At 68.4% G+C, this 11,819-nt stretch carries 9 protein-coding genes; 7 read left to right on the top strand and 2 right to left on the bottom strand.

The features are described 5' to 3' along the window. Positions 1 to 234 precede the first annotated feature (234 nt). Complete coding sequence (locus F0U63_RS12725; RefSeq protein ID WP_395846158.1) at positions 235 to 1,215, bottom strand: GlxA family transcriptional regulator; 981 nt, start codon at positions 1,213 to 1,215, stop codon at positions 235 to 237. Between the two features lie 131 nt (positions 1,216 to 1,346). Between F0U63_RS12725 and F0U63_RS12720 the strand changes: the two genes are divergently transcribed. From F0U63_RS12720 to F0U63_RS12695, 6 genes are all read left to right on the top strand, one after another. Then, entirely contained in the window at positions 1,347 to 2,066 is a 720-nt protein-coding gene (locus F0U63_RS12720; protein ID WP_395846157.1) for an RNA methyltransferase, read from the top strand. A 146-nt stretch (positions 2,067 to 2,212) separates the two neighbouring features. Next, positions 2,213 to 2,425 carry a hypothetical protein gene (locus tag F0U63_RS12715; RefSeq protein ID WP_395846156.1) on the top strand — a complete coding sequence of 71 codons (213 nt, stop codon included), beginning with the start codon at positions 2,213 to 2,215 and terminating at the stop codon, positions 2,423 to 2,425. 44 nt (positions 2,426 to 2,469) lie between these two features. Then, a complete protein-coding gene (locus F0U63_RS12710; RefSeq protein ID WP_395846155.1) occupies positions 2,470 to 3,285 on the top strand; it encodes a pseudouridine synthase in 816 nt (271 codons plus the stop codon). 278 nt (positions 3,286 to 3,563) lie between these two features. Continuing rightward, positions 3,564 to 5,678, top strand: a complete 2,115-nt coding sequence (gene fusA, locus F0U63_RS12705; protein ID WP_395846154.1) for an elongation factor G — start codon at positions 3,564 to 3,566, stop codon at positions 5,676 to 5,678. A 151-nt stretch (positions 5,679 to 5,829) separates the two neighbouring features. Then, complete coding sequence (locus F0U63_RS12700) at positions 5,830 to 7,296, top strand: DEAD/DEAH box helicase (protein ID WP_395846153.1); 1,467 nt, start codon at positions 5,830 to 5,832, stop codon at positions 7,294 to 7,296. A gap of 40 nt (positions 7,297 to 7,336) precedes the next feature. Further along, a complete protein-coding gene (locus F0U63_RS12695; RefSeq protein ID WP_395846152.1) occupies positions 7,337 to 9,265 on the top strand; it encodes an ABC-F family ATP-binding cassette domain-containing protein in 1,929 nt (642 codons plus the stop codon). A gap of 594 nt (positions 9,266 to 9,859) precedes the next feature. On the opposite strand, the gene F0U63_RS12690 is transcribed toward F0U63_RS12695, so the two are convergent. Continuing rightward, a complete protein-coding gene (locus F0U63_RS12690) occupies positions 9,860 to 11,254 on the bottom strand; it encodes a serine/threonine protein kinase (RefSeq protein WP_395846151.1) in 1,395 nt (464 codons plus the stop codon). Positions 11,255 to 11,408: 154 nt separating this feature from the next. Here F0U63_RS12690 and F0U63_RS12685 point away from each other — a divergent pair, with 154 nt between their 5' ends. Further along, positions 11,409 to 11,807, top strand: coding sequence for a hypothetical protein (locus tag F0U63_RS12685; protein ID WP_395846150.1), 399 nt, complete (start codon positions 11,409 to 11,411; stop codon positions 11,805 to 11,807). Positions 11,808 to 11,819 lie beyond the last annotated feature (12 nt).

The raw sequence follows: 11,819 nt of genomic DNA, 5'->3' as shown, positions 1-11,819 counted from the left end.
TTCTCCGAGAGGGGTGCGGCGAGTGATTCACGCGGCATGCCAGGGGGGCCACGTGGGGGGAGCTGAGAAGGATGGGAGGGAAGAACGGGAGCCCGAGCGCGTCCCCTGCGCGGCCGGGCGCCCACACGGTGGCCAGCGAGCCACGGACGCTTCCGGGAGCCACGCTGGACGGGTGAGACCTGGGGGCAACCCTAGGAGGGCCCCTGGGGGGCGGTCAATGACGCCCCCTTGGCGTCACCCCACGGCCCGCCGCGCGGTGGGGCCTGGCTCCAAGGAACGCGCCGCCCGCCGGAGGGCCTGGGGAGGCTGTCCGAACAGCCGGATGAAGGCCCGGCGCATGCGCTCCGGATCCGAGAAGCCCACCGCCTGGGCGATCCGCTCGATGGGCTCCAGCGTGGTCTCGATCAGCGCCCGGGCCGCCTCGGCGCGCAGCCGCTCCACGGCCTTGGCCGGAGTCTGTCCCGTCTCGGCGAGGAACGTCCGGCCGAACTGGCGGGGACTCAGGCCCGCCTCCCTCGCGAGCCGCTCCACGCCCAGAGGCTCATGCAGGTGCTCGCGGGCGAAGGCCAGCGCGTGGCGGATCCGATCCGAGGGAGGCTCGAGCTCCAGCAGCGTCGAGAACTGCGACTGCCCTCCCGGCCGCCGATGGTAGACCACCAGCTCGCGCGCCATGGCGCGTGAGGCCTCGATGCCGCAATCCTCCTCGAGCAGCGCGAGCGAGAGATCGATGCCCGCGCTGGCTCCGGCCGAGGTCCAGATCGACTGATCCCGGATGAAGATGCGATCCTCCTCGACCCGGACGCGGGGGAAGCGGCGCTGCAACTGCGCCGCGAAGCGCCAGTGGGTGGTCGCGCGCCGGCCCTCCAGCAGACCCGAGGCGGCGAGCACGAAAGCCCCGACGCAGATGCTCGCGACCCGCCGGCAGGCCCCCGCCGCCCGCCGCACGAGCCCGAGCAGCTCGGGCGACTCCATCGCCGCCCAGGTGCCCGGCCCTCCGACGACGACGAGCGTGTCGAACACGGCCTCCCCCAGGGGCCGCGTCATGACCTCCAGGCCCGAGGAACTCGCCACGAGCCCTCCCCTCGCGGACACCATGTGCAGCCGGTAGGGGCTCGGGATCAGCGCGGGGGTGAGCGGCTCGAAGACCGCCGTCGGCCCAGCGAGATCGAGGTTCAAGAACCCGGGGAAGGTCAGGAAGGCGATGTCTCGGACCATGGCGGAAATCGAGGGTTCTGCGTCCTTTCCGTCACGAGCCTAAAGGAAGACAGTCCATCCGTGCGTCCTGAAGCGCGCCATCCAACGGGGGAGGGCATGCATTGGAGGGCATGCATTAAGGTGCGCGGCCCATGTCCCTGCCCATCCGGCTGGTGTTGATGCGCCCGCGCAACGCGGAGAACCTGGGGGCCGCGGCGCGGGCCCTGAAGAACTGCGGCCTCGCCGAGTGGACCTGGGTGAACCCCGAGGCGGAGGACCTCGCCCCCGCGCGCCGGCTCGCCGTGCACGCCGAGGACGTGCTGGAGGGCTCGGGCCGGGCGGACTCGCTCGACGCGGCGGTGGCGGACTGCGTGTGGGTGGTGGGCACCAGCTCGCGCAAGGTGGAGGGCAAGCGGCGCCTGTCCCCGCGCGCCGTGGGCGAGGAGCTGGTGCGGCGCGCCGCCCAGGGCCCCGTGGCGCTCGTCTTCGGGGACGAGCGCAGTGGCCTCACCAACGCCGAGGTCGAGCGCTGCCACGACCTGTCCGCCGTGCCCACCGCGCCCGAGCAGCCCTCCATCAACCTCGCCCAGGCGGTGCTGCTCTACGCCTATGAAATCCGCATGGCCACGCTCGCGGCCGCGCCGCCGCCGCCCGCGCCCCTGCCCGTGGCGGCCACGGACACCGAGCTGACCCAGGTGGAGTCCGCCCTGGAGGCGGCGCTCGTCTCCGGCGGGTTCCTCGTGGACGCGCACCCCCGGGGCCGCCCCGCCCTGCGCGAGCTGTTCGCGCCCCTGCGCCGCTCCCGCCTCACCCATAAGGAGGCGCGGCTGTGGCTCGCCGCCCTGCACACCCTGGCCAAGCGGCTGCGCTAGCCCAGGCGGCCAGGCATCCGCCGTGAGGCCCCCTCCCCTACCCTCCGGCGAGAGGTGCCCGCCTGGAGCGCTCCGCTCGGCGTGGCCCCCGCTTCCGCCCGCGTCCCTACATTGAGGGGACATTCCATCGCGGAAAGGAGCGAACCATGAGTCACCAGCCCGATGAACGCAGGGCCGTGAGGAACGGACCCCAGGACGCCTCGGAGAACGCCCCCACGAAGGACGCGGCCTCGTGGGGCTATCATCCGCACACGCCCCAGTCCGCGGAGGGACTCGACGGCGAGGAGCGCAAGGTTCCCCAGGGCGAGCCGGGGCCCACACCGGGCTCGGCCGAGGGTGAGGACTTCGACGAGGAGTAGTCCTCGCGGCACCGAGGCACCACCGCTACAGTGGCCCGCTCGCCATGTCCCGAAAGCCCCCGCCCCGCCGCACCGCACCGTCGCTCGCCAAGAACGCCAACCCGGGGCGCTGGGAGGGCAAGGCCAAGCCGGACTGGCTGGCACGCGCCATCGCCCGCGCGGGGGTGATGCCCCAGGACGAGGCGCAGGAGGCCATCCAGGCGGGCCGGGTGACGGTGAATGGCCGGGTGGTCAAACAGCCCCTGGCCCCCGTGCCCCCGGGGGCCACGGTGCGTGTGGACGGCGCGGCCCTGCCCACGGCGGCGCCCACCCGGGTGCTCGCCTTCCACAAGCCCGCGGAGCTGCTCACCTCCACCGTGGGCCAGCACCGCGTGGGCACCGTCTACGAGGTGCTCCTGCCCCAACTGCCGCCGGACCTGGCCCGCTTCACCTGGCACGCGGTGGGGCGGCTGGACCGGGGCACCACGGGGCTGCTCCTCTTCACCAATGACGAGAAGCTCGTGGCGCACGTGACGTCCCCCGACACGCGCCTGCCCAAGCGCTACGTGGCCACCGTCTTCAGCGAGGCGGACGAGGAGAAGGTGGAGCCCCTGCGCCAGGGCCTGAAGCTGGAGGATGGGCCGGTGCGCCCGGCGACGGTGCGGCTGCGCGACGCGCACACCGTGGAGGTGACCGTCACCGAGGGCCGCAACCACCAGGTCAAGCGGATGCTCGGCTCGGTGGGACTGCCCGTGCGCGCCCTGCACCGCGAGGCCGTGGGTGGGGTGGAGCTGGACGTGGCCGAGAGTGGCTTCCGGCTGCTCACCGACGCGGAGATCGCCGAGGGCCTCCTCTACCCGCCGCCCCAGGCCCCGGGGTAGCACACCAGCTCCCGCCGCCCCGCTCGTCCTCTGGACGGCCTCGGATACGGGGGTGGAACGCCCGAAGTTTTCCCGTCACCCGGCCGTTACACCCCCCGATGTAGGCATCCCGCCTCCACCATCTACTCACCCCTGGGGGGCTTCCCCTGGAGCCCGAGAGGGAGTAGACGGCTGCCCGGCTCCATGCCGAATTGGCTGGAAACTCAAAGCTTCGGGAAGTAAGGGCGCCCCCTGCCCTGTTCCCGCTGGACTTTCAATCAGCAGAAGGACCGACTCACGTGGCCTCCCAAGTTCCCATCGAAAAGGTTCGCAACATCGGTATCTCCGCCCACATCGACTCGGGCAAGACGACGCTCTCCGAGCGCATCCTCTTCTACACGGGCCGCATCCACGAGATTCACGAGGTTCGTGGCAAGGACGGCGTGGGCGCGAAGATGGACTCGATGGACCTGGAGCGTGAGAAGGGCATCACGATCCAGTCCGCCGCCACCTACGCCATGTGGGGCGAGTACAACATCAACCTGATCGACACCCCGGGACACGTCGACTTCACCATCGAGGTGGAGCGCGCCCTGCGCGTGCTCGACGGCGCCATCCTGGTGCTCTGCTCGGTGTCCGGCGTTCAGTCCCAGTCCATCACGGTGGACCGGCAGATGAAGCGCTACAAGGTTCCGCGCATCGCGTTCGTCAACAAGATGGACCGCGCCGGCGCCAACTATCAGCGCGTGGCCGCCCAGCTGAAGGAGAAGCTCAACCACCACCCGGTGCGTCTGCAGCTTCCCATCGGCGCCGAGGACCGCTTCCAGGGCCTCGTCGACCTCATCCAGATGAAGGCCTTCTACTTCGACGGTGAGTCCGGCGAGAACATCCGCGAGGAAGAGATCCCCGCCGAGCTGCTCGAGCAGGCCAAGGCGGACCGCCAGGAGATGATCGAGAAGGTCGCCGAGGTCGACGACGCGCTCGGTGAGCTCTTCCTGTCCGACAGCGCCATCAGCAACGAGCAGATCATGGCCGCGGTGCGCCGCGCCACCATCGGGCTCAAGATGACGCCGGTCATGTGCGGCTCGGCGTACAAGAACAAGGGCGTGCAGCTCCTGCTCAACGCCATCTGCTCCTTCCTGCCCAACCCCTCCGAGGTCACCAACGAGGCGCTGGACCAGAAGAACAACGAGGCGAAGGTCATCCTCGAGTCCACCCCGGACAAGCCCTTCGTGGGCCTGGCGTTCAAGCTGGAAGACGGCCGCTACGGTCAGCTGACCTACATGCGCGTCTACCAGGGCAAGGTGAGCAAGGGTGACTTCATCGTCAACCAGGCCAACCAGAAGAAGGTCAAGGTCCCGCGCATCGTGCGCATGCACTCCAACGAGATGAACGACATCAACGAAGGACAGGCCGGTGACATCATCGCCCTGTTCGGCGTGGAGTGCGCCTCGGGCGACACGTTCACCGACGGCACCGTGCAGTACACGATGACGTCCATGTTCGTGCCCGACGCGGTCATCTCGCTCGCGGTGTCCCCGAAGAACCGCGACGCCCAGGCCAACTTCTCCAAGGCCCTCAACCGCTTCACCAAGGAAGACCCCACCTTCCGCGTGAACCGCGACGAGGAGTCCGGTCAGACCATCATCCGCGGCATGGGTGAGCTGCACCTGGAGATCTACATCGAGCGCATGAAGCGCGAGTACAACTGCGAGGTGGTGGCCGGTAAGCCCCAGGTGGCCTACCGCGAGACCATCTCCCAGAAGGGCGAGTTCGCCTACACGCACAAGAAGCAGACCGGTGGTTCGGGTCAGTTCGCGCGCGTGTGCGGCTACGTCGAGCCCCTGCCCTCCGACGCGGTGCAGCAGTACGAGTTCGTGGATGACATCGTGGGCGGCTCCATCCCCCGCGAGTTCATCCCCGCGTGCGACAAGGGCTTCGCCGAGGCCGTGAAGAAGGGCTCGCTCATCGGCTTCCCCGTCGTGGGCATCCGCGTCGTCATCAACGACGGTGCCTTCCACGCGGTGGACTCGTCCGAAATGGCGTTCAAGACCGCCGCCATCATGGGCTTCCGCGAGGGTTACGCGGCCGCCAAGCCCATCATCCTCGAGCCGATGATGAAGGTGGAAGTGCAGGCCCCCGAGGACTTCCAGGGCTCGGTGGTCGGTCAGATCAACCAGCGCCGTGGCACCATCCTCGAGTCCGGTACGGCCGAGGGTTACGTGACGGTGGTGGCCGAGGTGCCGCTGAACACCATGTTCGGCTACTCCACGGACCTGCGCTCCGCCACCCAGGGCAAGGGCGAGTTCACCATGGAGTTCTCCAAGTACACGCCGGTGCCCCGCAACGAGGCCGAGGCCCTCATGGCCGCGTACAAGGAAAAGCTGGCGGCCGAGCAGGCCGCGCGCAAGTAATACTCCGCGCGCCATGGCCTGACATCCCAGGCTGTTGAAGGAAGGCGCCTCCCCCGGAGGCGCCTTCTTTGTTTTTTCCCGGGTCCGGCGCTCGCACCGCCTGGTTCTGCCCGGACCCACCGGGGACCTTTTCCCCCACTCTCGAGAATCCATGACTTTTGAAGATCTGAAGCTCGCCGAACCCCTGCTGCGCGCCGTGAAGGAAGAGGGCTACAACACGCCCACCCCCATCCAGCAGCAAGCCATCCCCCACGTGCTCGAGGGCAAGGACGTCCTCGGCTGCGCGCAGACGGGCACTGGCAAGACGGCGGCGTTCACCCTGCCCATCCTCCAGCGGCTCTCCGTGGGCCGCCCTACCCCGCCCGCGCGCGGCCGTCCCATCCGCGCGCTCGTGCTCAGCCCCACGCGGGAGCTCGCCGCGCAGATCGGCGACAGCGTGCGCGCCTACGGCCGCTATACCGGCCTCACCTCCGCCGTCATCTTCGGCGGCGTGGGCCAGAACGCCCAGGAGCAGACGCTGCGCCAGGGCGTGGACATCCTCGTGGCCACTCCCGGCCGCCTGCTGGATCTCATGAACCAGGGCTTCGTGTCCTACAAGGCGCTCGAGGTGTTCGTCCTCGACGAGGCGGACCGGATGCTCGACATGGGCTTCATCCATGACGTCAAGCGCGTCATCGCCGCGCTGCCCCGGCCCCGCCAGACGCTGTTCTTCTCGGCCACCATGCCCCCGGAGATCCAGGGCCTGGCCAACAGCATCCTGGTCAAGCCCGTGCGCGTGGAGGTGGCCCCGGTGTCCACCACGGCGGAGACCATCGATCAGCGGCTGTACTTCGTGGAGAAGGAGCAGAAGCGCGGCCTGCTCGTGCACCTGCTCAACAGCGATCAGGGCATCCAGCGCGCGCTCGTCTTCACGCGCACCAAGCACGGCGCCAACCGCGTCGCGCGGCACCTGGAGTCCGCGGGCATCGGCGCCGAGCCCATCCACGGCAACAAGAGCCAGAACGCGCGCGAGCGGGCGCTGGCGGCCTTCAAGTCTGGCGCGTGCCGGGTGCTGGTGGCCACGGACATCGCCGCGCGGGGCATCGACATCGACGGGATCTCGCACGTCATCAACTTCGACCTGCCCAACATCCCCGAGACGTACGTGCACCGCATCGGCCGCACGGGCCGCGCGGGCGCCGCCGGCATCGCCCTGTCCTTCTGCGACAGCGAGGAGCGCGCGTACCTGAAGGACATCGAGCGCACCATCCGCCGGCGCGTGCCGGTGGTGGAGGCCGGGGTGCACCGCTCCGCCCTGGTGTCCCCGCCCGAGTCGGACGAGCGTCCGCCCCGGCGCGACTCCCCTCCCCGCCAGCAGGCCCGGCCCGTGTCGTCGGGAGGCGGCGCGCGCCCCAACAACCCGCCCCGGGGTGAGCGCGGCGCGGACAACCGCAATGGCGGCGGCCGGGGTGGCCGCCGGGGGGGTCGAGGCGGCGGTGGCGGCGGTGGCCGGAGCCAGGAGACGCGTTCTCCCATGCGCAACGACCGGCCCCAGCAGGCCCAGCCGGAGCAGCGCCCGGTGACGCCCGCCGCGCCTTCCGCCACTTCTCAGCGGCCACGCCCCTCCAAGTGGTTGTAGAAGCACCCGCGACGAAAACCCCTCTGCACCCGAGACACCCGTGACCCTGCTCCGCGCCGCCGACGTCCAACTGTCCTTCGGCAGCCGTACCGTCTTCGAGGGGCTCACCTTCACCATCGAGGAGGGTGAGCGGGTGGGCCTCATCGGGGTGAACGGCTCCGGCAAGTCCTCGCTGATGAAGATCCTGGCGGGGGCGGCACGCGCGGACGCGGGGGAGCTGCAGCTGCGCCGCGGCTCGCGCGTCACCTACCTGCCGCAGGAGCCCGAGTTCGCCCCAGGCGCCACGGTGGCCTCGGAGCTGAGCGTGGCACAGGGGCCACTGAAGGAGGCCCTGGCCACCCAGGCCGAGCTCACCCGGCGCCTGGAGTCCGCGCCCGCCGAGGCGCACGAGAAGCTCATGGAGCAGCTCGCCGCGGTGTCGGACCGCATCGAGCAGCTGGGCGGCTGGGACACGGAGCACCACGCCAAGACGCTGCTGGACCGGCTCGGCGTGAAGGATTGGGACAGGCCGGTGGCGGAGCTGTCCGGAGGACTGCGCAAGCGCGTGGCCATCGCCCGGGCGCTGCTCACGCGGCCGGACCTGCTGATGCTGGACGAGCCCACCAACCATCTGGACGCGGACACGGTGGACTGGCTCGAGGACGAGCTGGACAAGCTGCCCGGCGCCCTGCTGCTGGTGACGCACGACCGCTACTTCCTCGACGGGCTGGTGGATCGCATCGTGGAGATCCAACCCGGCGCGGGCCTCACCTCGTACCCGGGCAACTACGAAGCGTACGTGGAGCAGAAGCTGGTGGCGCAGGAGCAGGCGAGCCTGGCGCAGCACAAGCGCGAGCGGTGGATCGCCCAGGAAGTGGCGTGGCTGCGCAAGGGTCCCGAGGCGCGGCGAACCAAGAGCAAGGCGCGCATCGAGCGGGCGCGCAAGCTGATGGAGGAGAAGGGCTTCCAGCGGCCCAAGGTGGCGGGCCTGCAGGTGATGCAGGCGCCCCGGCTGGGACACACCGTCATCGAGGCCGAGGACGTGCGGAAGTCCTACGGCGAGCGCAACGTGCTGCGGGGCGTGAACCTGCTCCTGCAGCGGGGCGAGCGCGTGGGGCTGGTGGGGCCCAACGGCGTGGGCAAGACGACCTTCCTCCGGGTGCTGCTCGGCGAGCTGCCGCCGGACGCGGGCAAGGTGGTCATCGGGAAGAACACGAAGGTGGCGTACTACGATCAGACGCGCGCCTCGTTGGATCCCGAGCAGACGGTGTACGAGGCGGCCTCGACGCGAGGGGACGACTGGGTGGAGCTGGGAGACCAGCGCGTGGCGCTGCGCGACTACCTGGACGACCTGCTCTTCCCGGTGCCCATGCAGCGCATGAAGGTGAAGGCGCTGTCGGGAGGCGAGCGCAACCGGCTCTTGCTCGCGCGGCTGTTCCTGGAAGGCGCCAACGTGCTGGTGCTGGACGAGCCGACGAACGACCTGGACATCGTCACGCTCAACATCCTCGAGGGGCTGCTGCTCAACTTCACCGGCAGCGTGCTGCTGGTGACGCACGACCGGTACTTCCTCGACAAGGTGGCCACCTCCATCCTCGCCTTCGAGGGGGATGGGAAGGTGACGCGCTACGAGGGCAACTTCGGGATGTACCGGCGGCTCAAGGAGCAGCAGCAGGCGAAGCTGGCCGCCGCGGCGCCCGCCCCCGCCGCGAAGAAGCCCGAGCCCGCCCAGGCGGCGGAGCCGAAGCAGGCGCGCAAGCCGGGGAAGCTCTCGTACAAGGAGCAGCGCGAGCTGGATGGGATGGAGGCGGCCATCGAGGCGGCCGAGACGCGCAAGGGCGAGCTGGAGGCGCAACTGCTGGACCCAGCCGTCTACTCGAGCGCGACGAAGGCGGCCGGGGTGCAGAAGGAACTGGAGGCGACGGCGGCCGAGGTGGATCGCCTCTACGGCCGCTGGCAGGAGTTGCAGGACATGGTCGCGGGCGGCTGAGCCCGGAGAGTCCATGGGTTATAAAACAGACCCATGAGCCTCCCCGTTGGCATCGTGATCGGACTGGCCGTGTGCCTCGCGTCCTGTTCGTCCAACAACGCTCCCGCCCCTGAACAAGCGCCCGCGTCCCCATCTCTCCCGGCCAATCCACGACGGTTGTACGGGATGGTGGATGGCTCGGGCGTCGCGCCGTCAACCACATTCCTCATGGATGACGAATCCAAGGAAGTCGAAATCACGGCTCGCGACGTCGAGAGATCTCGGAAGGTCAGCGCCGTCCTGAGCGAATGCAGGGTCAAAGGACAGAGAGCGGATGGTGGCTTCTGTCCGAGATTTTGTACTTGGGACCATGGACCCAATCCCTGCAAGAAGGGAGAAGTGTGCGTGGAGGGGGTGCACCCAAAACGACTCGGGTTCCTTTGGGGGTGTTACGCTCTTTGTACGGACGGGAAGTGCTCGGGAGACGACTCCTGTATGACGGCCCCCAGAGATTCGGTCTGGATGAATCCACCACAAGACTGGAGTGTCTGTGTACCGAAGGGCGCCCGGATGGAGAACTTGCCGTAGCGCGAATGGCTCCGTTCTGGATTTGTCCTACCTGGCATCGGGCACCCCGGCATCCACGCTGGTCGGAACAGGGCGGGAGGACTTCGGCACTGGCAAGAGGCATTGGCCTTTGTACGAGACGGTCTGCCGTGGGCATTCTGGAGGCCGTTGCCTAAGAGAAAGCCAGCACGCACCGGACAGCTCCACTTCAAGTCCCTCCGTGCAGGGGGCCAGCTTCTGATTCCTTGCTGGCAGCGGAGCCTGCTCGAACTGGGACGGTGCTGGGTCGACCCGCACATCCGTGACCCACTCCTCATCTGGAGCAAGGACACTCGGCCCGACTGGCGGAACTCGCGCGGTGGGCAGTAGAAGCAGCAACACCGCCGCTGCAAGCATGAGACTGCTGAACCAGAGACTCCGCCGCTCCATCTGCACGGGAGCAGGAGGCGGAGCAGTCCAGGAGGGCTTAGGTCTTGGGGGCCGGAGAATATGACGCTCGGGAGTGCCCCCTTCATGAGCCGGCGGCACCTCTTCCCACTCGAAGATGCTCGCATCCCACGACGAATCCTCACTGGAGAGCGCCGCGACCAGCGCCGCGTCGAGCGCCGCGCCACTCGGATAGCGCTCCGCTGGGTTTTTCGCCAACAGCCGCACAATCACATCACTCAGAGCCCGAGGCAACCGGGGGTTGACGAGCACGGGCGCCAGCGGCTGCACGTGGACGATGGCCAACTGCAACATGTCCAATGGCAACCACTCGGAGAAGGGGTAATGACCGGTGGTGGCTCGGTAAAGACAGATACCCAGGGCATACAGATCATCCGTGGGTTGAAAGGCATAGTGTGTTCCGGGTCGCTCGGAGCTGCGCCACAGAAAGCTCACCGCCTCGGGGCTGAGCTGAAACAGGGTCGCCGGAGGCAGGGGGCCAGTGGTGAGGGGAACCGCGCCCTCGTACCAGGCCACGCCGAAGTCGAGCAGCACTGGTTGCCCATCCGACTCCCGAATGAGGATGTGTTCGGGCTTGAGGTCGCGGTGAAGAACTCCTCGCTCATGCAGCTCGCCCAGGGTGCGAGCCACCGTGGCGCCCGCGGTGGCGAGTTGGCGAAAGGTGGTGCCGTCCTTCTCCGCCCACACGTCCAGGGCAAGGCCAGGCACCCAATCCATGACGAAGCCCAGCCAGCCCTTTCGGGGGTGAGGCCAGCGGGCACAACCGTGGAACCGCACCACATGGGGATGCGCCGCCCGGGTCATCATCAGCGCCACCTCGCGCTCGGCCCGACCGTCGTGGGCATACAATGCGAGCTTGAGTGCATAGAAGTCGCCGGGGTGGTCGATGTCCTCCACGCGGTAGACGGCGCCCTGGCCGCCGACGCCCAGTTGCTCCACCACGCGCCAGCGGCCCACTTGTGTGCCTGGTGCCAAGGCATCCGGGAACAGCCTCATCTCTCCAGGACTCGTGGACACCCTCGCACCTCCACATGGGCCCGACAGCCAGAACGAGACCCTATACCACGAGATCAGAGCGGAGGTAACCTCGGATGTAGGACCGTGTCATCAAGGAGAGATGACACGAAAGGTCATGTTCCCATGAACTACAATGAACTACAATCCCAACTTCGACGTTGACGCCGTCCTCGAGCTTCTACGTGGCGTGAACGAAAAGTATCAAGAGGGTTCGCCCGAGGACGAAGCGATTCGAATCGCCGCGGTCGCCCTCTTCTACGTTCGCGAGACTCAAAAGCTCGATGATTACCGGGAGTTCTTCCGCTCGTTCTACACTCCCGCCATCGACTACATCGAAGTCTCGCGGACATTCACGACGCGGGAAGAAGCAGACACCTGGATTGCCAGTGGCGAGGCCCGGGAAGGCGACCGCGTCAGCATCGCGGGCCAGGGCTTTCGCGTCATCCCCGAGCGAAAGGGGCAGGGATTACGATTCCTCCGCTCTCCCCTGCCCGAGGAATTGATGAAGAAGTTTCCTCCGAACTCACCGTAGGTGTCGCGCCTG

Origin of the sequence: Cystobacter fuscus, from assembly GCF_044360685.1 — a bacterium.
Lineage (GTDB): Bacteria > Myxococcota > Myxococcia > Myxococcales > Myxococcaceae > Cystobacter > Cystobacter fuscus_C.
The sequence above is the reverse complement of the archived record's forward strand: the minus strand, read 5'-3'. Positions and strand labels throughout refer to the sequence as shown.

Bases quoted from the DNA above. Each gene is read 5' to 3' on its own strand.
- F0U63_RS12725 (WP_395846158.1), bottom strand. From the start codon at position 1,215: ATGGTCCGAGACATCGCCTTCCTGACCTTCCCCGGGTTCTTGAACCTC.
- F0U63_RS12720 (WP_395846157.1), top strand. From the start codon at position 1,347: ATGTCCCTGCCCATCCGGCTGGTGTTGATGCGCCCGCGCAACGCGGAG.
- F0U63_RS12715 (WP_395846156.1), top strand. From the start codon at position 2,213: ATGAGTCACCAGCCCGATGAACGCAGGGCCGTGAGGAACGGACCCCAG.
- F0U63_RS12710 (WP_395846155.1), top strand. From the start codon at position 2,470: ATGTCCCGAAAGCCCCCGCCCCGCCGCACCGCACCGTCGCTCGCCAAG.
- F0U63_RS12700 (WP_395846153.1), top strand. From the start codon at position 5,830: ATGACTTTTGAAGATCTGAAGCTCGCCGAACCCCTGCTGCGCGCCGTG.
- F0U63_RS12690 (WP_395846151.1), bottom strand. From the start codon at position 11,254: ATGAGGCTGTTCCCGGATGCCTTGGCACCAGGCACACAAGTGGGCCGC.
- F0U63_RS12685 (WP_395846150.1), top strand. From the start codon at position 11,409: ATGAACTACAATCCCAACTTCGACGTTGACGCCGTCCTCGAGCTTCTA.